This window comes from Methylorubrum extorquens (assembly GCF_024169925.1).
GTDB lineage: Bacteria > Pseudomonadota > Alphaproteobacteria > Rhizobiales > Beijerinckiaceae > Methylobacterium > Methylobacterium extorquens_A.
Window position 1 is genome coordinate 1771948 of the sequence record NZ_JALJXF010000001.1, and the last position, 24724, is coordinate 1796671.

At 69.4% G+C, this 24724-nt stretch carries 25 protein-coding genes; 12 read left to right on the forward strand and 13 right to left on the reverse strand.

The window, feature by feature from the left end; translation table 11 throughout:
• Window position 1 precedes the first annotated feature (1 nt).
• Together J2W78_RS08415 and J2W78_RS08420 are read left to right on the forward strand one after the other, a co-directional pair.
• Window positions 2-937, forward strand: a complete 936-nt coding sequence (locus J2W78_RS08415) for an alpha/beta hydrolase (RefSeq protein ID WP_253369684.1) — start codon at window positions 2-4, stop codon at window positions 935-937.
• Entirely contained in the window at window positions 934-2445 is a 1512-nt protein-coding gene (locus tag J2W78_RS08420) for a flavin-containing monooxygenase (RefSeq protein WP_253369686.1), read from the forward strand. The genes J2W78_RS08415 and J2W78_RS08420 overlap by 4 nt, the downstream gene beginning before the upstream one ends.
• Here J2W78_RS08420 and J2W78_RS08425 read toward each other — a convergent pair whose 3' ends face one another.
• The 4 genes from J2W78_RS08425 to J2W78_RS08440 are packed head-to-tail and all read right to left on the reverse strand — an operon-like array spanning window position 2446 to window position 5790.
• Entirely contained in the window at window positions 2446-2913 is a 468-nt protein-coding gene (locus J2W78_RS08425; protein WP_253369688.1) for a DUF2721 domain-containing protein, read from the reverse strand.
• Window positions 2914-2928: 15 nt separating this feature from the next.
• Window positions 2929-3258, reverse strand: coding sequence for a lipid-A-disaccharide synthase N-terminal domain-containing protein (locus J2W78_RS08430; RefSeq protein WP_003599063.1), 330 nt, complete (start codon window positions 3256-3258; stop codon window positions 2929-2931).
• Window positions 3259-3262: 4 nt separating this feature from the next.
• Entirely contained in the window at window positions 3263-4021 is a 759-nt protein-coding gene (locus tag J2W78_RS08435) for a glycosyltransferase family 2 protein (RefSeq protein WP_253369690.1), read from the reverse strand.
• Window positions 4018-5790 (reverse strand): ArnT family glycosyltransferase, encoded by a 1773-nt coding sequence (locus J2W78_RS08440; protein WP_253369692.1) that lies wholly within the window; start codon window positions 5788-5790, stop codon window positions 4018-4020. The genes J2W78_RS08435 and J2W78_RS08440 overlap by 4 nt, the downstream gene beginning before the upstream one ends.
• Window positions 5791-6039: 249 nt before the next feature.
• On the opposite strand from J2W78_RS08440, the gene J2W78_RS08445 reads away from it, so the two are divergent.
• From J2W78_RS08445 to J2W78_RS08460, 4 genes are all read left to right on the forward strand, one after another.
• On the forward strand, window positions 6040-6234 hold the full coding sequence (locus tag J2W78_RS08445; RefSeq protein WP_003599068.1) for a hypothetical protein: 195 nt from the start codon (window positions 6040-6042) through the stop codon (window positions 6232-6234).
• A 142-nt stretch (window positions 6235-6376) separates the two neighbouring features.
• Window positions 6377-8014 (forward strand): acyl-CoA synthetase, encoded by a 1638-nt coding sequence (locus J2W78_RS08450; protein WP_253369694.1) that lies wholly within the window; start codon window positions 6377-6379, stop codon window positions 8012-8014.
• A gap of 43 nt (window positions 8015-8057) precedes the next feature.
• On the forward strand, window positions 8058-8285 hold the full coding sequence (locus tag J2W78_RS08455; RefSeq protein ID WP_253369696.1) for a hypothetical protein: 228 nt from the start codon (window positions 8058-8060) through the stop codon (window positions 8283-8285).
• Window positions 8282-8560, forward strand: a complete 279-nt coding sequence (locus tag J2W78_RS08460; RefSeq protein WP_253369698.1) for a type II toxin-antitoxin system RelE/ParE family toxin — start codon at window positions 8282-8284, stop codon at window positions 8558-8560. Before J2W78_RS08455 ends, J2W78_RS08460 begins: the two co-directional genes overlap by 4 nt.
• A gap of 13 nt (window positions 8561-8573) precedes the next feature.
• Here the strand turns inward: J2W78_RS08460 and J2W78_RS08465 are convergent, their stop codons facing one another.
• Both J2W78_RS08465 and J2W78_RS08470 read right to left on the reverse strand, forming a co-directional pair.
• A complete protein-coding gene (locus J2W78_RS08465) occupies window positions 8574-8936 on the reverse strand; it encodes a response regulator (RefSeq protein WP_253369700.1) in 363 nt (120 codons plus the stop codon).
• A gap of 137 nt (window positions 8937-9073) precedes the next feature.
• Window positions 9074-10321, reverse strand: coding sequence for an ATP-binding protein (locus J2W78_RS08470; RefSeq protein WP_253369702.1), 1248 nt, complete (start codon window positions 10319-10321; stop codon window positions 9074-9076).
• 296 nt (window positions 10322-10617) lie between these two features.
• On the opposite strand from J2W78_RS08470, the gene J2W78_RS08475 reads away from it, so the two are divergent.
• Both J2W78_RS08475 and J2W78_RS08480 read left to right on the forward strand, forming a co-directional pair.
• Window positions 10618-12018 carry an AMP-binding protein gene (locus J2W78_RS08475; protein WP_367399396.1) on the forward strand — a complete coding sequence of 467 codons (1401 nt, stop codon included), beginning with the start codon at window positions 10618-10620 and terminating at the stop codon, window positions 12016-12018.
• A 259-nt stretch (window positions 12019-12277) separates the two neighbouring features.
• Window positions 12278-12619, forward strand: a complete 342-nt coding sequence (locus J2W78_RS08480; RefSeq protein WP_367399420.1) for a hypothetical protein — start codon at window positions 12278-12280, stop codon at window positions 12617-12619.
• Window positions 12620-12685: 66 nt separating this feature from the next.
• Here J2W78_RS08480 and J2W78_RS08485 read toward each other — a convergent pair whose 3' ends face one another.
• The 5 genes from J2W78_RS08485 to J2W78_RS08505 all read right to left on the reverse strand — a co-directional run bounded on the left by J2W78_RS08485 (window position 12686) and on the right by J2W78_RS08505 (window position 18178).
• The gene (locus tag J2W78_RS08485; protein ID WP_012255296.1) at window positions 12686-12883 is read right to left on the reverse strand and encodes a hypothetical protein; all 198 of its coding nucleotides are present in this window, start codon (window positions 12881-12883) and stop codon (window positions 12686-12688) included.
• Window positions 12884-13063: 180 nt separating this feature from the next.
• Window positions 13064-13432 (reverse strand): DUF6481 family protein, encoded by a 369-nt coding sequence (locus J2W78_RS08490; RefSeq protein ID WP_253369708.1) that lies wholly within the window; start codon window positions 13430-13432, stop codon window positions 13064-13066.
• A gap of 102 nt (window positions 13433-13534) precedes the next feature.
• Window positions 13535-13744 (reverse strand): cold-shock protein, encoded by a 210-nt coding sequence (locus J2W78_RS08495; protein WP_003599086.1) that lies wholly within the window; start codon window positions 13742-13744, stop codon window positions 13535-13537.
• 351 nt (window positions 13745-14095) lie between these two features.
• On the reverse strand, window positions 14096-17686 hold the full coding sequence (gene mfd, locus J2W78_RS08500; protein ID WP_253369710.1) for a transcription-repair coupling factor: 3591 nt from the start codon (window positions 17684-17686) through the stop codon (window positions 14096-14098).
• Window positions 17687-17881: 195 nt separating this feature from the next.
• Complete coding sequence (locus J2W78_RS08505) at window positions 17882-18178, reverse strand: succinate dehydrogenase assembly factor 2 (protein WP_253369712.1); 297 nt, start codon at window positions 18176-18178, stop codon at window positions 17882-17884.
• A gap of 226 nt (window positions 18179-18404) precedes the next feature.
• Here J2W78_RS08505 and recG point away from each other — a divergent pair, with 226 nt between their 5' ends.
• From recG to J2W78_RS08520, 3 genes are all read left to right on the forward strand, one after another.
• The gene (gene recG / locus J2W78_RS08510; RefSeq protein ID WP_253373998.1) at window positions 18405-20588 is read left to right on the forward strand and encodes an ATP-dependent DNA helicase RecG; all 2184 of its coding nucleotides are present in this window, start codon (window positions 18405-18407) and stop codon (window positions 20586-20588) included.
• 69 nt (window positions 20589-20657) lie between these two features.
• The gene (locus tag J2W78_RS08515) at window positions 20658-20888 is read left to right on the forward strand and encodes a hypothetical protein (RefSeq protein WP_253369714.1); all 231 of its coding nucleotides are present in this window, start codon (window positions 20658-20660) and stop codon (window positions 20886-20888) included.
• Between the two features lie 55 nt (window positions 20889-20943).
• The gene (locus tag J2W78_RS08520; protein ID WP_253369715.1) at window positions 20944-21270 is read left to right on the forward strand and encodes a hypothetical protein; all 327 of its coding nucleotides are present in this window, start codon (window positions 20944-20946) and stop codon (window positions 21268-21270) included.
• Window positions 21271-21290: 20 nt separating this feature from the next.
• Here the strand turns inward: J2W78_RS08520 and J2W78_RS08525 are convergent, their stop codons facing one another.
• Complete coding sequence (locus J2W78_RS08525; RefSeq protein WP_253369717.1) at window positions 21291-22094, reverse strand: DUF502 domain-containing protein; 804 nt, start codon at window positions 22092-22094, stop codon at window positions 21291-21293.
• Between the two features lie 235 nt (window positions 22095-22329).
• Between J2W78_RS08525 and J2W78_RS08530 the strand changes: the two genes are divergently transcribed.
• Entirely contained in the window at window positions 22330-22764 is a 435-nt protein-coding gene (locus J2W78_RS08530; RefSeq protein WP_253369719.1) for a GlcG/HbpS family heme-binding protein, read from the forward strand.
• A gap of 49 nt (window positions 22765-22813) precedes the next feature.
• Here the strand turns inward: J2W78_RS08530 and glmS are convergent, their stop codons facing one another.
• Window positions 22814-24640: a glutamine--fructose-6-phosphate transaminase (isomerizing) gene (gene glmS, locus J2W78_RS08535; RefSeq protein ID WP_253369721.1), complete on the reverse strand. Its 1827-nt coding sequence runs from the start codon at window positions 24638-24640 to the stop codon at window positions 22814-22816.
• Between the last annotated feature and the right edge of the window lie 84 nt (window positions 24641-24724).

Consider the following 24724-nt stretch of genomic DNA (forward strand, 5'->3'; position numbering starts at 1 on the left):
CATGGCAAGCCTGCGCGCCCACCTCTACGATCTCACCATCCGCCTCGCGGTGAAGGGGCGGCTCGGCGGCACCCACGACGTCTACGCGATCCGCCGCGCCTTCGAGGGCGCCCGGTTCCCGACGCCGGCCGGCATCGCCTTCACCCCCGGCGAGGTCGGCGGCGTGCCCGGCGAGTGGGCGGAGGCCCAAGGAGCAAAGACGGAAGGCGCGGATGGGCATGGCGATCGCCCCACCCTGCTCTACTGCCACGGCGGCGGATTCATCGCCTGCTCGGCCCAATTGTACCGCCCGGTCACCGGGCGCTTCGCGCGCGCCGGCTTCCGGGTGTTCACGCCGGATTATCGGCTGGCGCCGGAGCACCCCTTCCCCGCCGCGGTCGAGGATTGCGCTCGCGTCTGGGCCGCGCTCGCGAAAGCCGGCCCGGCGGCCGTGGCCGGGGATTCCGCGGGCGGCACCCTGGCGCTCACCACGATCATCGAGGCGCGCCGCCTCGGCCTGACCCCGCCCGCGGCGGCGGCCCTGTTCTCGCCGGCCACCGACCTGATCGGCCGCAGCGCCTCGTTCCGCACGAATGGGCGGCGCGACGCGATGTTCCGCCCCGAGGCGCTGATGCGGCTGGTTCCGGCCTATCTCGCCGGGGCGGACCCCGCCGACCCGCGCGCCTCGCCGATCGAGGCGGACTTTTCCGGGTTTCCCCCGCTCCTGATCCATGTCGGCGCCCGCGAGATCCTGCGCGACGATTCCCTGCGCCTCGCCGAGAAGGCGAAGGCCGCGGGCGTGCCGGTCGAACTCACGGTGTTTCCCGTGGTGACGCATGCGTGGCAACTTGCCGAAAGCTTTCTGCCCGAGGCACGCCGTTCCCTCGACGGGGCCGCGTTGTTCCTGCAGCGCGCCTTGGAAGCGAGCCCCCATCCCGAGGTGGAGGCCACCGCGTGAGCGAGGCGCCCCTCGATCTCGTCATCGTCGGCGCGGGCTTTTCCGGCCTCGCCATGGCGATCCGCGCGCGGCAGGCCGGGTTCAACCGCCTCCTCGTGCTGGAGAAGGCCGCGGGCGTCGGCGGTACGTGGCGGGAGAACACCTATCCGGGGGCTGCCTGCGACGTGCCCTCGCAGCTCTACTCTCTCTCCTTCGCGCCGAAATCCGACTGGTCGCGCCTGTTCGCGCCGCAGCCCGAGATCGAGGCCTATCTCGAAGGGCTGGTGGCGGAACACAGCCTCGCGCCGTTCCTGCGCCTGGAGACGTGCGTGAAGCGGGCCGTCTTCGATGCGGCGGCCGGCCTGTGGCGGGTCGAGACCGACAAAGGCGTCGTCTCCGCCCGCGTGCTGGTGAGCGCGATGGGCGCGCTGCACCACCCGGCCCTCCCCCGCCTCCCCGGCCTGGAGCTTTTCTCGGGACAAGCCTTCCACTCGGCGACCTGGGATCATGCCTGCGACCTGAGGGGTAAGCGCGTCGGCGTCATCGGCACGGGGGCGAGCGCGGTGCAGTTCGTGCCGGAGATCGTCGGGCGCGTCGCCCACCTCACCCAGTTCCAGCGCTCGCCCCCCTGGATCCTGCCCCGCGGCGACCGCCCGACCGGGCGCGGTCTGCGGCGGCTGATGCGGATCGCCCCCCTGCGCCGTCTCCACCGCGCCTCGCTGTTCTGGCGCCGCGAGATCGCGGCGCTCGCGGGCTTCACCCGCGTCTCGCGCGTGACGGCTTTGGCCGAAGCGTGGTCCCGCCGACACCTGGCGGCTTCGATCGCCGATCCGGCGCTGAGGCGAAAGCTCACGCCCGACTACCGGCTCGGCTGCAAGCGGGTGCTGCTCTCCGACGACTACTACCCGGCGCTGGCCCGGCCCCATGCGAGCCTCGTCACCGCGCCGATCCGCGCGGTGCTGCCCCACGGCATCGTCACCGCCGACGGCACGGAGCACCCGCTCGACGTGCTGATCTTCGCCACCGGCTTCTCCCCCGGAGGCAGCGTTCTGCGCACGGAGGTGATCGGCCGGGACGGGTCAAGTTTGCTGCAGGCGTGGAAGGATGGGGCGGACGCCTTCCGCGGCGTGTCGGTCGCGGGCTTCCCGAACTTCTTCCTGCTCCTCGGCCCCAATACCGGGCTCGGCCACAACTCGGTGCTGCTGATGGTCGAGGCGCAGGTCGCGCACGTGCTCGGCGCGCTGGATCGGCTGCGTGACCAGCCCGGCAGCGTGCTGGAGGTGCGCCCCGAGGCTCAAGCCGGCTTCCGCGCCGAGGTCGATGCGCGGATGCAAGACAGCATCTGGACGCAAGGCGGCTGCGGGAGCTGGTATCTCGACCGCTCGGGGCGCAACCGCACGCTCTGGCCCGGGACGGTCGGCGATTACGTGCGCGGCACCGAGCAGATGCGGGCGGAGGATTACCGGCTCACCGATCCTCCGGGGCACTGCCCTGGACCCACGAAAGGACTTGCCCTTTCGAAACCCTGATTATCTCGGCCCATCCTGCTTGCGCTCGACCTCCAGGCGTATGCCCCGGCCGGCGAGGAGGATTTCGGCGAGGAAGGCCAGGATCGCCAGGATGGTGCAGGCGAGCGCAAGGCCGAAGCAGGCGAACAGCACGGAGGCGGCGGAGGCGTCCCTAAGCGCGCCGACGAACAGAGTCAGCGCGGCCGCACCCGTCATCACGCCGCCGAGGCTCGCCAGCACCACGGCACCGTCGAGCAGGAGCGAGCGCTGGCGCAGGTAGGCGAGGCGGCGGGCCAGCGTCGCCCGCGCCGCCTCGTCCGCGCCGGGCAGGCTGGCCGAGAGCGCATCGACCTTGTCGGCGACGCGCCCGAGCCGGGTCGAGAACACGTTGAGCAGGGTCGCCAGCGCCGAGAGCAGGAAGGCCGGGGCGAGCGCCACCTGGATGATGTGAGCGATGCTGTCGGGATCGCCCGTCGCAGTCTGGAACATGCCGTCGGGCTCGTCTCAGGCCCGGCGGGCGCGGCGCCGCTCGCGGAAGATGAGGGCGAGGTTGCGCAGGTAGATGAAGGTGGACAGCCCCTGCCCGATGATGATCACCGGCTCCCGGCGCACGAAGCCGTAGACCAAGGTCATCAGCCCGCCGATGATCGACAGGAACCAGAACGAGAGCGGCATCACGCTCTTGCCCGCCCGCTCGCTGGCGATCCATTGCAGGATGAAGCGCGAGCCGAACACGAGCTGCGCCCCGATGCCGAACACCAGCCAGAAATCGAAGCGGGTGACGAACACGTCGTAGAAGTAAGCCGGTAGGTCCTCGGCGAGCTGGATCAGCATGGGGTCACCGGCTCTCGCTGTGCGGGATTTCCTCGGCAAGCGGCGCCGGGCGCCGCCGCCGGATCAGCCACCACACCCCGGCCAGATCGAGGATGCCGACCCAGAGCCGGTCGAACATCCCGTACTTCGAGTGTCCGGTGAAGCGCGGCCGGTCCACCACGTCGCGGTGGACCACGCCGAACCCCTCGCGGGTGACGAGCGCGGGCATGAAGCGGTGGAGCGCGTCGAAATAGGGGAGCGTCAGGTAGACCTCGCGGCGAAACACTTTGAGCCCGCAACCGGTATCGCGGGTGGCATCCTTCAGGATCTTTCCGCGCACCCCGTTGGCGATCCGCGACTGGAACTGCTTCCAGGCTCCCTTCCGGCCGATCCGCTGCCCCTGGGCCAAGCCGGCCGTCGGGCCGCCCTGTTCGAGGGCGGCATAGAGCACGGGGATGAAGGACGGATCGTTCTGGCCGTCGCCGTCGAGCGTGGCGATGACGGGCGCGCGGGCGCGCAGGACGCCGCTGCGCACCGCCCCGCTCTGGCCGCCGCCGCTTTCGTGGCGCACCACCCTGAGCCATGGATGCTTCGACCGGAGGCGCTGGAGCGTGGCCAGGGTGTCGTCGGTCGAGCCGTCATCGACGTAGATGACCTCGAAGGGTGCGAGGGTCCGGCAGGCGTGGCCGATCTCGGCCACCAGGGCCTCGATGTTGCCGGCCTCATTCTTCACCGGCACCACCACGCTGAGGCGCGTGAGTTCGGACTCGGTCGTCATGCTCATGGTGTGGCGCCCGGCAGCGCGGCGTAGGCGGAGACCCCGACCGGCTTGCCGCCGTTGATGTTGAAGCCCGTGACGCGGCCGGCGGGGCGAAACGGCTGCCCGCCTTCGACCGCCGCGAATTCGGCGGCGAACCGGTCCTCGACCAGCACAAGGCGGCAGCCGCCCTCCCGTAGGAAGGCGATGGCCTCGGCGCCGGAATTCAGCATGGCCAGATCCGTGCCGACGGTGAAGACGAGGCTCGGCTCGCGAAGCCCGAGGCTTGCCACACGCGGCGCCTCGCAGGGCAGGGCGTCGCGGATCGCGGCGAGCCGCGGCGAGACCTTGAGGCTTTGCAGCACCGGCTGGGTCAGGCCGAACACGGCGCCCGACAGCACCACCGAGGCGGCGACGGCGAGCACAAGAGCGCCCTCTCTGGCGCCCTCCCCTGCCCCGCGGGCAAAAGCGGCCCAGGCGAGGCCGGCGAGGGCGCAAGCCACGAGCAGCAGCGGCAGGGCGGCCAGCGGCAGCACGCCGTCGAGGCGCCACGCGGCAAGGCTCAAGGCCAGCGTCAGCCCGACCGGGATCAGCACGACGAGCCCCGCCACCCAGCGCGCGCCCGGACGGCGCGGATCGAGCCCGCCGCGCGACAACGCCAGCACGGTGAGGATCGCCACCGCCGGCATCAGCGGCAGGACGTAATGCGGCAGCTTGGTCGGCACCGCCTCGAAGATCAGCCACATCGGCACGATCCAGGCCAGCAGCAGCGCCACCGCCTCCTCGCCCCGCCACGCCCAGGCGAAGGGAAGGCTGAGCGCGGCGAAGGCGGCGCCCGGCCAGAAGGTGGCGAAGAAGGCGAGCGCGTAGGCGCCGGGCGGCCCCCAATGCTTCTCTGCACCGGTGCCGACCTTGCCGAGCATGTCGCGCCCCACCGCCTCGCCGAAGAAGGCGCCGCCGCTCTTCCAGGCGATCGCCAGGAACCAGGGCGCCACGACGGCGAGCGTAACGAGAAGCCCTAAGCGCGGGCGCAGGTCGAGTAGCCAGCGGGCCGAGCCCTCGCGCAAGGAGAGGACGAGGGCCGCGAGCCCGGCGAACAGCGGCACCATCGGCCCCTTCACGAGGATGCCGAACGCGATTCCGAGCCAGAAGACCAAGGCCGTCCCGAGCGAGGCCGGGCCGCGGCGCCGCTCCAGCCGAGCGCGCCCGAGCCAGGCGCGGGCGAGCGCGCCGAACGCGGCGACCGAGCAGGCGGTGAGCAGCGCGTCGGTCTTGGCAAGGCGCGCTTCCGCCGAGAGCATGATGCAGGCGGCAAACAGCGCTGCGGCCAGCAACGCCCGGCGCCGGTCGAGGAGGGCGAGGCCCGCCCAGTAGGTCAGCAGGATCGCGGCCAGTGCGCCCAGGAGCGAGGGGATCCGGTAGAGCCCGATCTGCGTGCGCGCCCGCGGCACGCCGAGCGCCTCGCCGGCCGCGACGGCGGCGGCCTGGGCCCAGTAGATCCCGACCGGCTTCTTGTGGCGGGCCTCGGCCTGGAAGCGGATATCGACGAGGTCGCCCGTCTCCAGCATCTGCTTGGAGGCCTGGGCGAAGCGCGGCTCGTCCCGGTCCATCGGCTGGAGCGAGGCAAGGCCCGGCAGGAAGCTGGCGAGGCCGATCAGCACGAGCAGGAGGCAGGCGCGGAGATGGCTCGCGGAGCCGAAGGACAGAACCCGGTCCGCGAGACGCAGCGCGCCAGCGAACGGCCTGACACCCTCCGCCGGTGACAGCGCGGCCGGCGCGACGCCAAGGCGCGTCATCGGCGGGGCCCGCCCCCGATGGGTGCGGTCCGGCTCTGGCGGGGAGGAACGGGCATCGGCGGCTCGGGCGCGGATAAAATGGGCCGGCGGACGGCCCGCGCCCCGGCCGGGGGCCGTGTCGATGATCCGCTTCGGATTGTCAAATGCGGACATCCGAAGCGCCACCGGATGCGGGGCCACCTGCAAAAAGCAACGCGACCATGCACTGGGTGGGTAGCCGGACCGGAAGGGCGACCCTATATCCCCGTTATGGCAAACAACAGCGCAAATCCCTACACCCTCGAAATCGAAGCCTGCGAGCGCCCGGCCGGGCACTTCACCTGGGCCATCCGCCGGAACGGCAAGCTCTTCCAGCGCGCGGATCGCGTGCAGACCACGGAAGAGGCCGCCGAGCGCAGCGGGCTCGCCGCCCTGGAAAAGCTCCTCAGCGGCCGGGAGCGTTGATCGGCCTTTTCGGCCGCATTCGCCCCCAACTCCTCTTACCTGACCAGACAAGGCTCCCGGGCTCGCGCCCGCGGGGCCTTTTCTATGCCGTTGATCGCCCGCGGGGCTCGGATAATCTCCTCTGGAAACGGGAGGCGAGACCATGGCGCGCACGACGATCTACGACCGCGATCTCGACCGGAACCCCGCGAACTTCCAGCCGCTCACGCCGCTGACCTATCTCGACCGCGCCGCCCGCACCTTCCCGGATCGGGTCGCGGTGATCCACGGGCCCCTGCGCCGCTCCTACGCCGAGCTTTATGCCCGCTGCCGCCGTCTCGCCGCGGCGCTGGCCGCCCGCGGCATCGGCCGCGGCGACACGGTGGCGGTGCTGCTCGCCAACACGCCGGCCATGATCGAGTGCCACTACGGCGTGCCGATGACGGGGGCGGTGCTCAACACCCTCAACACCCGCCTCGACGCGACGGCTCTGGCCTTCTGCCTCGACCATGGCGAGGCCAAGGTCTTCATCGTCGATCGCGAGTTCGCGCGGGTCGGCCGCGAAGCGCTCGACCGGGCCGGGGTCTCGCCCCTCGTCATCGACTACGACGATCCGGAATTCACCGGGGACGGCGCCTCCGTCGGCGAGACCGACTACGAAGCCTTCCTGGCCGCGGGCGATCCCGCTTACGATTGGGCGATGCCCGGCGACGAGTGGGACGCGATCTCGCTGAACTACACCTCCGGCACCACCGGCGACCCGAAAGGCGTGGTCTACCACCACCGCGGCGCGGCCCTGCTCTCGCTCGGCAACGTCATCACCGCCGGGCTGCCGCAGCACGCGGTCTACCTCTGGACCCTGCCGATGTTCCACTGCAACGGCTGGTGCTTCCCCTGGACGCTTTCGATCGTGGCCGGCACCCATGTCTGCCTGCGGCAGGTGCGGGCGCCCGCGATGTACGCGGCGTTGGCCGAGCACGGTGTCACCCACCTGTCGGGCGCGCCGATCGTGATGTCGACGCTGCTGAACGCCCCCGATGAGCAGAAGCGCCCCCTCCCCCGCCGCGTCCACTTCCTCACCGCCGCCGCGCCGCCGCCCGAGGCGGTGCTCGCCGCCATGGGCGAGGCCGGTTTCGACGTCACCCATCTCTACGGCCTGACCGAGACCTACGGCCCGGCGGTCGTGAATGCGTGGCACGAGGATTGGGACACGCTGTCGCCCGACGAGCAGGCCAGGAAGAAGGCCCGCCAGGGCGTGCGCTACCCCGTTCTGGAGGGGCTCGACGTGCGCGACTCTGAGACGATGGAATCGCTGCCGGCCGATGGGACCAGCATCGGCGAGGTGATGTTCCGCGGCAACGTGGTGATGCGCGGCTACCTGAAGAACCCGGCCTCGACCGAGGCCGCCTTCAAGGGCGGCTGGTTCCGCTCCGGCGATCTCGGGGTGAAGCATCCCGACGGCTACATCCAACTGAAAGACCGCTCGAAGGACATCATCATCTCGGGCGGCGAGAACATCTCCTCGATCGAGGTGGAGGACGCGCTGTTCAAGCACCCGGCGGTCGCGGCCGCCGCCGTCGTCGCCAAGCCCGACGCGAAGTGGGGCGAGACGCCCTGCGCCTTCATCGAGCTGAAGGAGGGGCGGGAGGCGACCTCCGATGAACTGGTCGCGTGGTGCCGCGAACGGCTCGCGCCCTACAAGCTGCCGCGCCACATCGTGTTCGGCGAGTTGCCGAAAACCTCGACGGGCAAAGTGCAGAAGTTCCTGTTGCGGGAGAAGGCGCGGGAGGACGACTCGTGAAGGCCACTTTCGGCGCTGTGTCCACCTCGATAGAATGGACCTCATGACGGACCTTCTCGAACGAGCGGTCGCCACCGCGCGGGGACTCTCCCCGGAAATGCAGGACGAGATCGCGCGTCTCGTGCTCGCCTATGCGGGTGAGGAGCAATTGGTCATTCCGCTCACGCCCGAGGAAGAAGCTGATCTTGCGGAGTCGGATCTGGAAGAGGCGCGCGGCGACTTCGCAACGGAGGACCAGATGCGCGCCATCTGGGCGAAGCATGGTCGGTGAGAGTTCGCTACACTCTTACCGCCGCTCGGCAAATCGAGGCGGCGCTCGACTTGCTTGCACACGAGTCGCCCCAAGCCGCATCCAGGCTTCAAGAGCGCATTCTATCGGTCGTGGCCCTCTTGCAAGCGCATCCCCAGGCAGGGCGTTTGACGAGTAAGCGGGGGATCCGGCGATTTCCGCTCAACTCGTTTCCCTACCTGATCGACTATCGCGCCACGGACCGAGACATCGTCGTGCGCCGCTTCCGCCATACGGCACGTCGCCCTCTGTCATGATCCGCAGCCAGCCTCACTCTACGCCTAATTGCTGCGCGGCGCTCATGATCGCCGTCATGCGGTAGGGCTTCATCACCAGCACGCTCTCGCTCACCTGCCGGGGCTGCTCGGCGCTGTAGCCGGTCACGTAGATCACCGGCAGGGCTGGGTGGAGCGCGCGGGCGCGCTCGGCGAGGTCCCAGCCGTCGAGCTGGCCCGGCAGGCGGATGTCGGTGAACAGGAGATCGACCCGCTCGGCCCCCTGAAGCAGGCCGTAGGCCTCCTCCGCGGTGCCGGCGCTGAGCACGGCGAACCCGGCATCCTCGAACTCCATGGTCACGGCGTTGAGCAGCATCTCTTCGTCCTCGACGACGAGCACCGTCCGCTTGTCGGCCATCCGTCCCTTCTCCCTCGTCTTCTTGTTCTTCGGCAGGCCCACCCCCGGAAGGCGACAAAGCCGCACGACACGTCGAGTGCGGGCCCGCGCGCATCATCTCCGGTAAGAGCCGGCGATTCACCGTTTAGGACGATGCGCTAGCCCGCGACCGCCACCAGCGGCGGCCCAAGGCTTGGCTCGGCATCCGGGGCCGGCCGCGCCGCCGGACGGCCCACGGCTGGCGCCTGTGCCGGAAAGGACAGGCGCACCGTGGTGCCGGGCCTCCCACTGCGCACGAAAGCGGCGCTGCCGCCCGATTGCTGCGCGAAGCCGAACACCTGGCTCAGGCCCAGGCCGGTCCCCTGCCCCAACGGCTTCGTTGTGAAGAACGGCTCGAAGGCCCGCGCCTCGACTTCCGGCGCCATCCCGGCTCCGGTGTCGGACACTTCGACGGCGAACCCGTCGCCTTCGGGCAGCGGCCGGGTGGCGAGGGTGAGCGTGCCGCCCTCCGGCATCGCATCGCGGGCGTTGACCACGAGGTTGAGGATCGCGCTCTCGAACTGGTTCGGATCGATGTTCACCCGCGGCAGGTTCGGGGCGAGATCGGTCTCCAGACGGATGCGCGGGCCGATCGTGCCGCGCAGGAACTCGGCGAAGGAGGCGACCTGCGCGTTAACGTCGGTGCTGACCGGTGAGAGCGGCTGGCGGCGGGCGAAGGCCAGCAGCTTGTGCGTCATCGTCGCCGCCCGCTCGGCGCCCTTCACCGCATCGCGCAGGCGCGTGCGCAGGGGGCTCGCCTCGGGCAGGCCGCGCTCGACCCGGTCGAGGTTGAGCAGCACCACGTTGAGCAGGTTGTTGAAGTCGTGGGCCACACCGCCGGTGAGCTGCCCGATCGCCTCCATCTTCTGGCTCTGGCGCAACGCCTCCTCGGCGCGTGCGCGCTCGGCATTGGCGGCCTCCAGGGCGGCGAGCGCCGCGTCGCGCTCGGCGATACGGGCCTGCAGCGATTCGTTGGCCTGCCGGAGCTGGGTCGGCGACGGCAGCGTCAGCGCCTTCGGCATCAGAACCCAGAGTGCCACCGCCGTGCCGATGGAGGCCAGGCCGGTGAGGAGCTTGACCGCCGCCTCCAGCCCGTAATCCGGCACCCAGAGCGTCCAGATCGCCATGAGATGCGTCGCGCCGCAGGCGGTGATGAACACCGCGAACGACCAGAACATCCAGCCGAACACCACGTCGCGGCGGCGCGACACGAAATAGGCCAGTCCGACGGGGATCGAGAAATAGGCGAAGGCGATCAGGCTGTCGGAGACGACATGCGTCCAGATCAGCTCCGGGCGCCAAAGCAGACAGATACCGTGGGGCGAAAGGTTATCGACCTCCCACAGCCGCCGCAGAAGTTCGAGCATCAACCCCGGTCCCCCGCTCCGCCGCGCGCGATCCCGAAGGCGGCGCAGGCCCATGCGACAGCATCGTCCCGAAAGATGGCCCCAGGCTTTCGAGACGATGCTCGAACAAAAACCGGAACCTCGTTCCGGATTCGATTTCCAGGACGAGGCCCGAGACATGAACGATCGGGTGCGCCGACGAATGCGGCCTCCCCTCGCGCCAATTCTCTACGCGAGACGCCCGCACCAACCAATCGTTAAGTCTTGCTTAACCCTATTCGCTCATCACCAGGGGTGGCTTTCGAGGGCGGGCGCGAGTGTCGGCGCAACGGGCAATCACGCAGGTTGAGGCGTCGCAAAGGGCCTTGCAGGAAGCCTTGAAAGGCGCCCCGCAGGGAATCCCGAACGCGGCCTCGCATCAGGCACCGGCCGACGCTCCGCTGCGGCGCGTCAGCCTCGGCAGCCTCCTGACCGCCACGGCGCGGCGGCATCCCGACCGGATCGCGGTGGTCGACCCCGCCGACAAGCCGGACTGGAGCGACCGGCCCGCCATCACCTGGACCTACGCCGCGGCTGCCGAGATCGTGGAGCGCCTCGCCCGCGGCTTGCGGAGCTGGCGCCTGCCGCCGGGGAGCCGCATCGGCCTGTGCCTGCCGGGCTCGGCCGAGAGCGCGCTGGCGATCCTCGCCGTCGAGGCCGCCGGCCATGTCGCCTGCCTGCTCCCGGTCTCCTGGGACGAGGATCGCCTGCTCGCCGCAGCGCAGAACGTCGCGCTGAGCGCCGTGCTGACCCAGGCCCGGCTCGGCTCCGCCGCACCCGCTGAACGCCTCTGCGCCGTCGCCGCGCGCTATTTCGGCCTGCGCTACCTCGCCGCCTTCGGCCCCGACGTGCCGGACGGCGTGATCAACCTCGACCGGTTCGTCCTCGACGGCCCTGCCGGAGAGCCGACCGGCCCGGCACCCGCTGCGGCCGGCATCGTCAGCTTCATCGGCGGCGACCCCGAGCGGCCGGTCTACCGGAGCGGCGAATCGGTGGTGGCGGCCGCTGCCGCCCATCTCGTGGCGATGCGGGTCGCGCCCGGCGAACGCATCCTCAGCCTGATCGGCCCGCACGACCTGCGCGGCCTGGCCACCGGGCTCGCCGCCGCCCTCGTCGCGGGGGCTACGCTGGAGACGCTGCCGCTGTTCGACGGGGCCGCCTTCGCGACGGCCCTGTGCCGCCCGGGCCCGACGCATCTCGTCGCCCCCGCCTTCCTCGAAAAGAACCTCGCCGGCCGCGACCTGCCGACGGATCTGCGCTCCGTCGCCCTGGTGCACCGGGCGCCGACGCGCTTTCCCAACCGCAGCCGCTCCGTGGACCGGCCGCAGGGCTTGCGCCTCGATACGGTGATCGACACCATCGCTTTCGACGAGACGGCGCTCCTCTCCGGCCGGCGCGGGACGGCGGGTGACCTCTCGCTGGTGCTCGGCAAGCCGGAGCGGCTCTCCCTTCCCGCGGCTCTGCTGTCCGTGCGACGCGACGCGGACGATCGCCTCGCCTTCCGCGGCCAAGCCTGCACCGTGACGCCGTTGCAGCGCGGGAATCGGCAGGTGATCCCGAGCGGGGTGTGGCACGAGACAGCTTATGCGCCGGTGCTGTTCGCGGGCCTTGCGACGGCGATCGAGGTCCTGGACCCGTCCGATTCCCCCGAAGCGGCAGAAATTTTTGCGCCTGCGTAATCAGGCCTGCGAACGGGACCTTCCTAGGTACCGACGCCCCACGCAGACATATAAAAAGCCGTTTGGAGAAAATGATTTAGGCGGGGAATGGCGCCGGCAAAGGCCTCCGCCCGTAACCTGTGCGGTGCAGTTCATCCAGCCTTCAGCCCAGCGATTCCATGTTCACCCTATCTGCATGGCCGGCGAACCAATCGTGGCCATGCGGGTTATCCGGGGTGCCCCTTCACACAGGGCGCGACATGGGGTAACGCTGAAGCTTATGGGTGCGCTGCAACAAGTGCTTGTCGTCGACGATGGCCGCCGCGCCGTCGATCGCTCTCTTGCCGCCGACCTCGCCGGGCTCGGCTATGCAAGCGTCACCGCTTCCATCGAAGCGGCGGACGATGTCCTTGCCGTGATCGCCCGTCCTGCGGCGATCCTCCTTCAGCTCTCGTCCAGCACGAACCCGCATCTCGCTGCGCTCGCAGAACGGCTGCGCGCCCGGATGCGTGCTGGCGGCATTCCGGTGATCGAGATGGACGACGCAGGCCCCCGCACCGGCGCACCGGTCGATCTCAAGAGCTGCATCGGCCCTTACGTGCTCGCTGAGCCCGAGCTTTAGATCTCTCCCGTAACGGGACCATGACGGCGGGCCTCGGGCCCGCCTTTTTCATGCGCGATCCGGCAATTACGCCGCTGCGATGATCTCGCTCTCGCGGACGGCGCGTTCGGCCGAGCCGGAGCGGATCCGGTAGGAGGGCTCGCCGGTCGGGTCGTCGGGCATCAGGCGGACGACTTCGCTGATCGTGCCGAACCCCAGCCGCTCGTCGGTGGGGGACGATTGAGCGCGGCGGACGCGCTGGCCGATCTTGAACTTATGAAACATCGATGTCTCCTCGAACGCTTGCCGTCGAAGCGGGAAGCCGCTTCGGCGGAGGAGAGCCCCTTCAAGGCAACGGGCCAGAGCTGGTCTCGATCGCGATGTTCGACCGAAAGCGGCCCCAGCTCCGTACCGGGGCAAGACCACGAGCCGGGGATCCGACTCACGGAAAAGCTATCAGCGCGCTCAGCGGCGCAGCTTGATCTTGGCCTTGCGGGCGGCGTAGCGGGCGTCCCGCTCTTCCTTCTGCTTGGCCTGAGCCTCGCGGGCACGCTCGGCGGCAGCCTCGATCTCGGCGGCCTTGCGGGCCACTTCGGCCTCACGCTCGGCGGCGGCGGCAGCAGCCAGCCGCTCGGCCTCGATACGGCGCTGCGTCTCGCGCTCCTTGACCCGTTCGTCGCGCGCAACGGCGATCGCGCGGCGCTCAGCCTGGCGGGCCTGCACGGCCGGATCGTCGTTGGAGGGACGGGCGCGGAAGCGGGCGAGCATGGCTTCCCGGGAGGAAGCCGAATCCTGGCGACGGTCGTCGAAGGAGTTTTGTTTGGTGAAGCTCACAGAGTGTCCTTGATCGTGCCGGGCCCAGGACGGACCACGGCCTTAAAAGCGCAAAGCCGCTCCAATGCGGAGCGGCTTCGACAAATCGGGTTCAGGCGCGAATTACGCGACTTGGAGCTGACCCGCCGACTGCTTGCCGGAGCGGCGGTCGGTTTCCATCTCGTAGGAGACCTTCTGGCCCTCGGTGAGGCCACGCAGGCCGGCACGCTCGACGGCGGAGATGTGGACGAAGACGTCCTTCGAGCCGTCCTCAGGCTGGATGAAGCCGAAGCCCTTCTGCTCGTTGAACCACTTGACGGTGCCGATGCTCATAAAATGTCCTTGTCTCCGCAGGATGTAGCTAGAGAGCCCAGCACCATGCAGCGCCGAGCTATGTCGTTCGACCGATAACGAAGGAAAATGAGAACCGCCCTGCGGAGGCGTCACGGCCCAGAAAATCCGGCCTCGCATCGATAAGATCTATATGCGACTCGAATGAAGCTTTATCAAGGCTCGTTTTATTTTTCGAGATGCAAGAATTGTTGGCACGTCACTCGAAATGACCTGCCGCTTCAAGCGATTCATCAACGCACAGCGTGAGTTGAGCGAGATCTCCCGCGCCGCGATGTCTCTTGCACGTGACACGCCTGCGCCGTCGATCCCACTCCAACGGCGAAGGCTCGGTCACGCCGCCTTCTTGGCGCGCTTTGCAATTGTCACGAGCCCGCGCAGGATCTGCGTCGTCTCCTTCAGCCGTCGCGGGATGCCGTCGAGTTCGCGGATGAACACGACGCTCATGTCGGGCCGCACCTTGGCGAAGGAGCCCTGCTCCACGACCATGGCGGCGAGCCCCTGCGGGTTGGCGAAGGACTTTTCGCGGAAGTGGACCACCACGCCCTTCGGCCCGGCTTCGACCTTCTCGACATTGGCCTCGCGGCACAGGATCTTGATGGTCACGATCTTCAGAAGCTGCTCCACCTCCGGCGGCAGCGGCCCGAAGCGGTCGATCAGCTCGGCGCCGAAGCTCTCCATCTCGGCGTCGTTCTCAATGGTCGAGAGGCGGCGGTAGAGGCCGAGCCGGACGGTGAGATCCTCGACATAGTCCTCGGGGATCGTGACCGGGGCGCCGAGCGCGATGGTCGGCGACCACGCCTCCTCCACCGGCTCCTCGATCCCCGCCTTCAGGGCGGTGACCGCATCCTCCAGCATCTGCTGGTAGAGCTCGTAGCCCACTTCCTTGATGTGGCCGGACTGGGCATCGCCCAAGAGGTTGCCGGCGCCGCGGATGTCGAGATCATGGGAGGCCAGCTGGAAGCCGGCACCCAGCGTGTCGAGGCTCTGGAGTACCTTCAGGCGCTGTTCGGCCTGGGTCGTGAGTTGGCGGTTGGCCGGCGTCGTGAACAGGGCGTAGGCCCGCGCCTTCGAGCGCCCGACGCGCCCGCGCAACTGGTAGAGCGCGGCTAGACCGAACATGTCGGCCCGGTGCACGATCAGCGTGTTGGCGGTGGGGATGTCGAGGCCGGATTCGACGATGGTGGTCGAGAGTAGCACGTCGTACTTGCCCTCGTAGAACGCGGTCATCACGTCCTCGAGCTGGCCCGCCGCCATCTGGCCGTGGGCGACCGCGACGGTGGTCTCGGGCATTTCGGTGTCGAGGAAGCGCTTGACCTCGGCCAGATCCTCGATGCGGGGGGCGACGTAGAACGACTGGCCGCCGCGGTAGCGTTCGCGCAGCAGCGCCTCGCGGACCAGCAGCGGATCGAACGGCGTCACGAAGGTGCGCACCGCCAGCCGATCCATCGGGGGCGTGGCGATGATCGAGAGTTCGCGCACACCCGTCATGGCGAGTTGCAGCGTGCGCGGAATCGGGGTGGCCGAGAGCGTCAGCACGTGCACGTCGGCCTGGAGCGCCTTGAGCCGCTCCTTATGGGCGACACCGAAATGCTGCTCCTCGTCGACGATGATGAGGCCGAGATCCTTGAACGCGACGTTCTTGGCGAGCAGGGCATGGGTGCCGACGACGATATCGACCTGGCCTTCGGCCAAGCCCGCACGGTTCTGCCGCTGATCGCCGGCGGAGACGAAGCGCGAGAGCTGGGCGACGTTGATGGGCAGGCCCTTGAAGCGTTCGGCAAACGTACGAAAGTGCTGGCGGGCGAGCAGCGTGGTCGGCACCACCACCGCCACCTGCTTGCCGGAGATCGCCGCGGCGAAGGCGGCGCGCAGCGCCACCTCGGTCTTGCCGAAGCCGACATCGCCGCAGACCAGCCGGTCCATCGGGCGGCCGGCATTGAGGTCGTCGAGCACCGCGTCGATGGCGTTGGCCTGATCCTCGGTCTCCTGGAAGGCGAAGCGGGCCGCGAACTCACCGTAGAGGCCATCGGGCGCCTGGAGGCGCGGGGCGGATTTGACGAAGCGCGCGGCGGCGATCTTGATGAGGTCGCCGGCCATCTCGAGGATGCGGCGCTTCATCTTGGCCTTGCGGGCCTGCCATGCCCCGCCGCCGAGGCGGTCGAGCGCGACCTCCGAATCCTCGGAGCCGTAGCGGGTCAGGAGTTCGATGTTCTCGACCGGCAGCAGCAGCAGGCCGCCGGCATATTGCAGTTCGAGGCAGTCGTGCGGCGCGCCCGCCGCGGTCACGGTCTTGAGCGTGACGAAGCGGCCGATGCCGTGGTCGGCATGGACCACGAGGTCGCCGGGCTGGAGCGCCTGCACTTCCAGGATGATGTCCTGCGGGCGCTTGGACTTGCGCTTCTGGCGCACCAGCCGGTCGCCCAGGATGTCGCCCTCGGCCACCACGGCGAGCCGGTCGAGGGTGAAGCCGGATTCCAGCCCCCAGACCGCGACCGCCAAATCGGTGCCGCGCTTGAGCGCGTTGACCGCGGCGAAGGTGTTGATCACCGTCGGCTTCTTGAGCCCGTGGTCGGTCAGCACGCCGCAGAGCCGGTCGCGCGAGCCTTCGGACCAGGATCCAAGGATCACGTGATGCCCGGATGCCTGGAGATCGCGGATATGCGCGACCGCCGCATCGAACACGCTGGCCGCGTCGTCGGCCCGCTCGGGCGCGAAGCTTCGCCCGGCCCTGGCGCCGCAATCGATCACCGCAAGCGCGTCGGAATCCGGCATCGCGAACGGGGTGAGCCGCGCCACCGTGCCGGCCTCGACCTTGCTCTTCCACTCGTTGGGCGTGAGGTAGAGCGCGCGCGGCGGCAGCGGCTTGTAGGGCGCGACGCCGCTCTGCGGGTTCTTCAGCGCCGCCTCGCGGGCCTGGAAATAGTCCTGGATCAGGGCGAGCCGCTCGGTGGCCGCCTCCTCGACCTGCGGGTCGAACAGCATCGGCACGTCGCCGAGATAATCGAACAGCGTGTCGAGGTGCTCGTAGAACAGCGGCATCCAGTGCTCGAGGCCGGCATAGCGCCGGCCCTCGCTCACCGTTTCGTAGAGCCGGTCGTCGCGGGTCGCCGCGCCGAAGCTCGATAGGTAGCCCTGCCGGAAGCGCCGGATCGTCTCGGTGGTGAGCTGCACCTCGCTCATCGGCACGAGATCGAGGGAGCGCAGGCTCCCCACCGTGCGCTGCGTCTCGGGATCGAAGGCGCGGATCGATTCGAGGGTGTCGCCGAAGAAGTCGAGGCGGATCGGGTTCGGCAGGCCAGGCGGCGACAGGTCGAGGATGCCGCCGCGCACGGCGTATTCACCCGTATCGCGCACCGTTCCCGTGCGCAGGAAGCCGTTCGCCTCGACCCAGGCCACGACCTTGTCCATCGGCACCACGTTGCCGATCGCCGCCGAGAAGGTCTCGACGGCCACGCGCGACCGCGGCGGCACCCGCTGCACCAAGGCGTTGACGGTGGTGCAGAGGATGCGGGGCTTCTCCTCCGACGAGCGCGAGCGGGTGAGCCGAGAGAGCGCGGTCATGCGCTGGGCGGCGATGGCCCCGTTCGGCGAGACGCGGTCGTAGGGCTGGCAGTCCCAGGCCGGAACGCTCATCGCCTCGATCTCGGGGGCGACGAACTTCAGCGCGTTCTGGAAGGCGTTGGAGCGGCCGGAATCGCGGGCGACGTGGACCAGCACCGCCGGCCCCTCGAACGAGCCGGACAGCGCGCGGGCGAGATCGGCCGCCACCAGCGCGTCGAAGCCGTCGGGGACGGAGGCCAGCGTCGGGCTGTCGCCGCGCTTGATCGCATCGAGCGCCTTGGTCAGCGGCGCCGATTTCGGCAGGGCGAAGCGGGCGGTCTGCGGCTTCGGAGCGGGCGGCTTGGGTTGGGGCTTGGCCATCGGTTCGTTGATTTCTGCGTGCGCTCGACGTCGTCGCCCTCCCCTTCTTACGGGGGGAGGATGACCCTCACGTCAGCGAGGGCCGGGTAGAGGGGAGCGCCGCTTCCGGAGGGGCATGAGCCGCCCCTTCATCCGCCTGCTCGTGCGAAGGGAATGCCGGTGGGTCCTCAGGAAGCTGTCCGCGGCGGCAAACGTTCAGTTGTGGATCGGCGCGTCGTGCCGATGAAACGCCTTGAGCCGGCGATACACGGCGGTGTCGTAGTTCTCCGGCGTCGCGTCCTCGCCGGTGAGCCAGCGGAACAGATCGCGGTCGGGCACCTCGATCAGCGCCTCGAACTGCGTCAACTCCTCCTCGGACAATTTACCGATCTCGGCATCGGCGAAGCGGCCCATGATCAGGTCCATCTCGCGAATGCCGCGGTGCCACGCGCGAAACAGCGTGCGGCGGCGGCGCGGGTCGAGGTCGGCGCTGGTGCGGGTGGTGCCGGACATGGGCTGTCCCCTGGTAATCCTGAACCCGCATGTAGAGGGGCAGGCGGCTGCGGGCAAACGGCGTGTCGGCGCAGAGCGCAGCCGGAGAGGCGGCCGATGCGAGCGGCGGCACGGAAGCCTCATGGTGGCAGAGCCGGTGGGAACTGCGCCTCCGATGCCGTATGCACGCGATGCGGCCGAAGCACGAAGTGCGGTAACCTCGGCCGGCCAGCATGACGCCATCCTGATGCCCTCGGACACCACCCCGGCCCTCGAACGCGACGCAGCCCCTCCCCGCCCCGGCGGAGAAGACGCTCCCGGCCTTCGCCCCAGCCTCCTCGACCCGCTCTTCGCGCCCGCCCGCGGCCTGCCCGGTGTCGGGCCGAAGATCGCGCCGCTCATCGAAAAGCTGCTCGGCTCCGAGGAACGGCCGGCTCGCGTCGCCGACCTGCTGTTCCACCTGCCGCAAAGCGGCGTCGCCCGGCCGCTCTGCGGCTCGATCCGCGATGCGCCGACGGGCGAGCCCGTCACGCTGGGCGTCACCGTGGTAGCGCACCGGCCGCCGATGCTCGGCAAGCGGGCCTTCCGCGTGTTGGTCGAAGACGGGACCGGCGACATCAGCCTCGTCTTCTTCGGCATGCCGCGGGGGCGCATCGAGAAGATGCTGCCGCTCGGGGCACACCGCTACGTCTCAGGGAGGATCGACCTGTGGGACGGCACCCGGCAGATGGTGCATCCCTCCCGCATCCTCGACCAGGAGGGGCTCGCCAGCCTGCCCGCCGTCGAGCCGATCTACGGCGCGACCGAGGGGCTGACCTCGCGGGTCATCAGCAAAATCGTGCACGGCGCGCTCGACCGGTTGCCCGTGCTGCCCGAATGGCAGGACGCGTCCTACCTCGCCCGCAACCGCTTTCCCCCCTTCGCCGAGGCCCTGCGCATCGAGCACCGTCCGGAGGAGGCGCCCCCGCCCCCGGTCGAGGGGCAGGCCCCGCCCGCGAGCCCCGCGCGCAAGCGTCTCGCCTACGACGAATTGCTCGCCTCGCAGCTCGCGCTCGCCCTGGTGCGGGCCCGGCAGCGGCGCAAGCCCGGCCGGGTCAATGCCGGCGACGGGCATCTGAAAGCGCGCGTCGAGGCGGCGTTGCCCTTCGCGCTGACCGGCGCGCAGGCGCGGGCGGTCGAAGAAATCCGCGCCGACATGGCCGCTGAGCGGCGGATGCTGCGCCTGCTCCAGGGCGATGTCGGCTCCGGCAAGACCGCCGTGGCATTGCTCGCCATGGCCTCGGCGGCGGAGGCCGGGCGGCAGGCCGCCCTGATGGCCCCGACCGAGATTCTGGCGCGCCAACACTACGAGCGCTTGGTGCCGCTGGCCGGTGCCATGCGCCTGCGGCTGCTGACCGGCCGCGACAAGGCCGCCGAGCGCCGGGCGACGCTGGCGGATCTGGCGGCTGGCGAGATCGACATCGTGGTCGGCACCCACGCCCTGTTCCAGGATGCGGTGGCGTTCCGCGATCTCGGCCTCGCGGTGGTGGACGAGCAGCACCGCTTCGGCGTGCACCAGCGCCTCGCGCTCGGCGCCAAGGGCGAGGCGGTGGACATCCTCGTGATGACCGCCACCCCGATCCCACGCACCCTGGCGCTGACCTTCTTCGGCGACATGGACGTCTCGGTGCTCGACGAGAAGCCGGCCGGGCGCCAGCCGATCAAGACCATCACCGTGCCGGTGGAGCGCATCGACGAGGTGGTGGGCGGGCTGCACCGGGCGCTTCAGGGGGGCGACCGGGTCTACTGGATCTGCCCGCTGGTGGCGGAATCTGAATATGTCGATCTCGCCGCCGCCGCGGAGCGATTCGAGGATCTGCAGAAACATTTCGGCGACGCGGTCGGCCTGATCCACGGCAAGATGCCGGGGCCGGAGAAGGACGCGGCGATGGAAGCCTTCGCCGCCGGCCGCACCCGCGTGCTCGTCTCGACCACGGTGGTGGAGGTCGGCGTCGATGTGCCGGAGGCCACCATCATGGTGATCGAGCATGCCGAACGCTTCGGATTGGCCCAGCTCCACCAGCTCCGCGGCCGGGTCGGGCGCGGCTCGAAGGCCTCCTCCTGCCTGCTGCTCTACCGCGGCCCCCTCGGGCAGGTGGCCAAAGCGCGGCTAGAGATGATGCGCTCGAGCGAGGACGGTTTTCGGATTGCCGAGGAAGACCTGCGCCTGCGTGGTGAGGGTGAGGTGCTCGGCACCCGCCAATCCGGCGCTGCCGCCTTCCGCCTCGCCCGGCTCGAGACCGACGGCGACCTGTTGGAGGCCGCCCGCGACGACGCCCGGCTGATCGTGGAGCGCGACCCGCGCCTCCAGAGCGAGCGCGGCCGGGCGCTCAGGGTGCTGCTCTACCTGTTCGAGCGCGAAGCGGCGATCCGGCTGATCGGTGCGGGGTGACCCCGCATCCGCGCCGTGGTCGAGGGTAACCCGCTTTCTCCATCCAGAGGGGGTCTTCGAACGCCGAATATGATCGCCCGTTCAGAAAACCGTTCAGAAACAGACGATCCTGAACGACCCATTCAGGAAGCCGCAGCCGCCACCTCGGACATTCCCGGCTGCGGCAACTCTGCGCGGGAAAAAGGCGTTTTCCGTTTCCAATCAGTCCCTTGCACAGCGCCGCTCGCGCTCGAAGCGAGCGTGCGGCGGGGCGGAAAAAGCGGAATTACCTTGTATCTGCCCCAATTGCCGCTTAACTGAAGATGAACAAACGGCCTCGTAGACCGGGGTGCCACTGGAAAAAAGGAGGATCGCGATGTCGATCGCACCGTTCCAACGCCTGCCGGGTTCCTCCGAGAATTGGGGAGCCGACACGCTTTCCGTCGAACCTTGGCTCATGCCGATCTCGGACCGCGCGACGCGCGACGAGAACACGACGGACGCCCTGGTGAACGCCGTACGGCAATCCTCGCGCCGGCTCTGGATCGCGGCCAACGCGCTGTGTGCGGGCCTCGCCCTGCTGGTGACGATTCAGATCGCCAGCGATTGGTCCTCGCCGGTCGCCCGCCCCGCGGCCACACATCAGGTGGCCGACGCGACCCCGCCGACGCTGCCGGTCGAAAAGGCGTCGCTTCAGCACTGAGACTCGGGTCTCGGAACGCTCTACAGATCCTGGCGCGCCGGTTCACGGCGCGCCTTTTCCGTTTCTGAGGCCTCACCTTCCTGCATCTGCGCTTGCCGCAAGGAAGCGGCCATGGCCTGAAGGCCCGCCCGCGGATCCTCCGGCTGGATCACGCCCGCCGACATCACGAGCTTGGCCGCGTCGTCCACGCTGATGCCGACCTCGACGATGTCCGAGCGCGGCAGGTAGAAGAAGAACCCCGTGGTCGGGTTCGGCGCGCAGGGCAGGAACACGCCGACGTAATCCTTGGCCTCGCCCCCCTCCTTCGCATGGAGCGCACCCTGCACCTCATTGGCCGCGGGCGCGGAGAGGAACACCACCGACCACGTCCCCTTTACCGGAAACTCGACGAGTCCGACGGTGCGGAACGAGGTGCCGTTGGCCGAGAACAGCGTCTCGAAGATCTGGCGCAGGCCGCGGTAGAGCCCGGAGATGACGGGCGTGCGGGCGAGCAGCACCTCGCCGAACTCGACCACCGAGCGCCCGACGAGGTTGGCGGTGAGAAAGCCCAGCAGCGTCACCGCGACGAAGGCGATGACGAGGCCGATTCCGGGGATCGAGAAGGGCAGGTAGTGGTCCGGTAGGTAGCTGACCGGCACCAGCGGCTTCACCCATCCGTCGATGAGGGCGATGAACCACCACGTGATGTAGATCGTGATCGCGAGCGGGCCCGCGACGATCACGCCGGTGAGGAAGTAGGTCCGCAGCCGGCCCCGGGCGCTGACGCGCGTCTTGGACGAAGCGGGTTCCGGGGCATCCGGAATCGGCGAGAGGGTCGGCGCCACGCATGCACCTCAAGAGACGGACGAGCGGACGGACGGATCCATCCCGGCCTCCGGCTCTCCGGGGCAGAGACGTAGCGGCTGCGCATCGGCGGCTCAAGAGCGACCGGTGCCGGAGAGCGGCCAGGGCCCGGATTTGAGTGGTGCGCGAGGCAACTTGATCGGGGCTCGCGAAATCTTACCTCGAGGCGGCCCGGTGTGGCCAAGGTTCAGCGACAGGTTCCAGGGAGAAGACGCGATGCACGTCACCATCGAACAGGCGGAAAAGGCGATTCAAGCGGCCCGCGCCAAGGCGGTCGAGCTCGGTACCCAGATGTGCATCGCGATCGTCGATTCCGGCGGCAACCTCAAAGCCTTCCACCGCATGGACGGCGCCTGGGTCGGCTCCATCGACATCGCGCAGAAGAAGGCCAAGACCTCCGTCTTCTTCGGCATGAAGACCGGCCAGATCGGCGCCCTGTCGCAGCCCGGCGGCTCGCTCTACGGCATCGAACACTCGAACCAGGGCCTCATCACCTTCCCCGGCGGTATCCCGATCGTCGATGCGGACGGCGAGATGTCGGGCGCGATCGGCGTCAGCGGCTCGTCGGTGGAGAACGATGACGCGGTGGCGCTCGCCGGCGCCAGCGCGATCGGCGATACCGAGTTGCCCGACCACCCCTGGCGCACCTGATTTTTTGGCAGGCGCATCGGTCCGGAGGCCGGATCGATGCGCCGACCGCTCACTCCACGGTGACGGACTTCGCCAGGTTGCGCGGTTGGTCGACGTCTTTCCCCATGAAGACGGCGGTATGATAGGCGATGAGCTGGATCGGCACCGCGTAGACGATCGGCGCGATCACCGGGTCCACGTCCGGCATGGTCAGCGTCGCCAGCGTGTCGAGCCCGGCGGCGGCCGCGCCCTTGGCATCGCCGACGAGGATGATCTTGCCCCCGCGGGCGGCGACCTCCTGCATGTTCGAGACGGTCTTCTCGAAGATCGCGTCGTGGGGGGCGATCACGATCACCGGCACGCTCTCGTCGATCAACGCGATCGGCCCGTGCTTGAGTTCGCCGGCCGCATACCCTTCCGCGTGGATGTAGCTGATTTCCTTCAGCTTCAGGGCCCCTTCGAGCGCCATCGGGTAGCTCGTGCCGCGGCCGAGATAGAGCACGTCGCGCGCCTTGGCGATCTCGCGGGCGAGAACCTCGACCTCGGCCTCCATCGTGACCGCCTCGGCCATCAGGCCGGGGGCGGTGATGAGCGCATCGACGACGGCGCGCTCGCGCTCCGCGCTCAGGGTACCGCGGGCGCGCCCGGCCGCCAGCGCGAGGCAGAGCAGAACCGTGAGCTGGCAGGAGAAGGCCTTGGTCGAGGCGACTCCGATCTCGGGCCCGGCGAAGGTCGGCATCACCGCCGAGGATTCCCGGGCGATGGTCGAGGTCGGCACGTTGACCACCGCCAGCGTGTGCTGCCCCTGCGCCTTGGCGTAGCGCAGCGAGGCAAGCGTGTCGGCGGTCTCGCCCGATTGCGAGATGACGAGCGTCAGCCCGTCCCGCTCCAGCGGCGGCTCGCGGTAGCGGGTCTCGGAGGCGACGTCGATCTCGACCGGCAGACGCGCCAGGGTCTCGAACCAGTACTTGGCGACCAAACCTGCATAGTAGGCGGTGCCGCAGGCGGTGATCGAGAGGCGCGAAAGCCGGGCGAAGTCGAAGGGCAGCTCTTCCTGCAGGACGACCTGACCGCGCGCCATGTCGATGTAGTGGGCCAGCGTGCGCCCGACGACCTCGGGCTGCTCGTGGATCTCCTTGGCCATGAAGTGGCGGTGGTTGCCCTTGTCGACGAGATAGGCCTGGGTCGCGATTCTTTGGCGCGGCCGGTTCACCGTCGCGCCGGCAAGATCCCGGATCTCGGCGCCGTCGCGGGTCAGGATCGCCCAGTCGCCCTCTTCGAGATAGGTGATCTGGTCGGTGAAGGGCGCGAGCGCGAGCGCATCCGAGCCGAGATAGGTCTCGCCCTGCCCGAAGCCGATGGCGAGCGGCGCACCGTGGCGGGCGCCGATCAGGAAGCCGTCCTCGCCCGAAAACAGGAAGGCCAGGGCGAAGGCGCCGTGCAGACGCGGCAGCGCCGCCTCGACGGCCGCCACGGGCCCGAGCCCCTGCCCCATCAGATGGCTGACAAGCTGCGCCACGACCTCGGTGTCGGTCTCGCTCTCGAAGCGCGCGCCCGCGGCCACGAGCTCGGCCTTCAACTCACGGAAATTCTCGATGATGCCGTTATGGACCACCGCCAGCCGCTCGGTGGCGTGCGGGTGGGCGTTAGTCTCGTTGGGGCGTCCGTGCGTGGCCCAGCGGGTGTGGCCGATGCCGATCGCGCCCGGAAGCGGCGCCTGGACCAGCTTGAGCTGCAGGTTCGAGAGCTTTCCAGAAGCCCGGCGGCGGTCGAGCCGGCCGTGTTCCAGGGTGGCGACGCCGGCCGAATCGTAGCCGCGATATTCGAGCCGCCGCAGCGCCTCGACCAACGCGTCCGCGACCGATTCACGCCCGACGATGCCGACGATTCCGCACATGGCCGATCCTGAAGCCGTTGGTCAGAGGCGCCGTTCCAGCCCGTGATGGGATGTCCGCCCGAGGCGGGGCTTCCTGTGGTGCAA

What these genes read in the sequence shown, in the direction of transcription:
- J2W78_RS08415 (WP_253369684.1), top strand. Translation starts at nt 2, where the DNA reads ATGGCAAGCCTGCGCGCCCACCTCTACGATCTCACCATCCGCCTCGCG.
- J2W78_RS08425 (WP_253369688.1), bottom strand. Translation starts at nt 2,913, where the DNA reads ATGTTCCAGACTGCGACGGGCGATCCCGACAGCATCGCTCACATCATC.
- J2W78_RS08430 (WP_003599063.1), bottom strand. Translation starts at nt 3,258, where the DNA reads ATGCTGATCCAGCTCGCCGAGGACCTACCGGCTTACTTCTACGACGTG.
- J2W78_RS08435 (WP_253369690.1), bottom strand. Translation starts at nt 4,021, where the DNA reads ATGAGCATGACGACCGAGTCCGAACTCACGCGCCTCAGCGTGGTGGTG.
- J2W78_RS08440 (WP_253369692.1), bottom strand. Translation starts at nt 5,790, where the DNA reads ATGACGCGCCTTGGCGTCGCGCCGGCCGCGCTGTCACCGGCGGAGGGT.
- J2W78_RS08445 (WP_003599068.1), top strand. Translation starts at nt 6,040, where the DNA reads ATGGCAAACAACAGCGCAAATCCCTACACCCTCGAAATCGAAGCCTGC.
- J2W78_RS08450 (WP_253369694.1), top strand. Translation starts at nt 6,377, where the DNA reads ATGGCGCGCACGACGATCTACGACCGCGATCTCGACCGGAACCCCGCG.
- J2W78_RS08455 (WP_253369696.1), top strand. Translation starts at nt 8,058, where the DNA reads ATGACGGACCTTCTCGAACGAGCGGTCGCCACCGCGCGGGGACTCTCC.
- J2W78_RS08465 (WP_253369700.1), bottom strand. Translation starts at nt 8,936, where the DNA reads ATGGCCGACAAGCGGACGGTGCTCGTCGTCGAGGACGAAGAGATGCTG.
- J2W78_RS08470 (WP_253369702.1), bottom strand. Translation starts at nt 10,321, where the DNA reads ATGCTCGAACTTCTGCGGCGGCTGTGGGAGGTCGATAACCTTTCGCCC.
- J2W78_RS08480 (WP_367399420.1), top strand. Translation starts at nt 12,278, where the DNA reads ATGGGTGCGCTGCAACAAGTGCTTGTCGTCGACGATGGCCGCCGCGCC.
- J2W78_RS08485 (WP_012255296.1), bottom strand. Translation starts at nt 12,883, where the DNA reads ATGTTTCATAAGTTCAAGATCGGCCAGCGCGTCCGCCGCGCTCAATCG.
- J2W78_RS08495 (WP_003599086.1), bottom strand. Translation starts at nt 13,744, where the DNA reads ATGAGCATCGGCACCGTCAAGTGGTTCAACGAGCAGAAGGGCTTCGGC.
- mfd (WP_253369710.1), bottom strand. Translation starts at nt 17,686, where the DNA reads ATGGCCAAGCCCCAACCCAAGCCGCCCGCTCCGAAGCCGCAGACCGCC.
- J2W78_RS08505 (WP_253369712.1), bottom strand. Translation starts at nt 18,178, where the DNA reads ATGTCCGGCACCACCCGCACCAGCGCCGACCTCGACCCGCGCCGCCGC.
- recG (WP_253373998.1), top strand. Translation starts at nt 18,405, where the DNA reads ATGCCCTCGGACACCACCCCGGCCCTCGAACGCGACGCAGCCCCTCCC.
- J2W78_RS08515 (WP_253369714.1), top strand. Translation starts at nt 20,658, where the DNA reads ATGATCGCCCGTTCAGAAAACCGTTCAGAAACAGACGATCCTGAACGA.
- J2W78_RS08520 (WP_253369715.1), top strand. Translation starts at nt 20,944, where the DNA reads ATGTCGATCGCACCGTTCCAACGCCTGCCGGGTTCCTCCGAGAATTGG.
- J2W78_RS08530 (WP_253369719.1), top strand. Translation starts at nt 22,330, where the DNA reads ATGCACGTCACCATCGAACAGGCGGAAAAGGCGATTCAAGCGGCCCGC.
- glmS (WP_253369721.1), bottom strand. Translation starts at nt 24,640, where the DNA reads ATGTGCGGAATCGTCGGCATCGTCGGGCGTGAATCGGTCGCGGACGCG.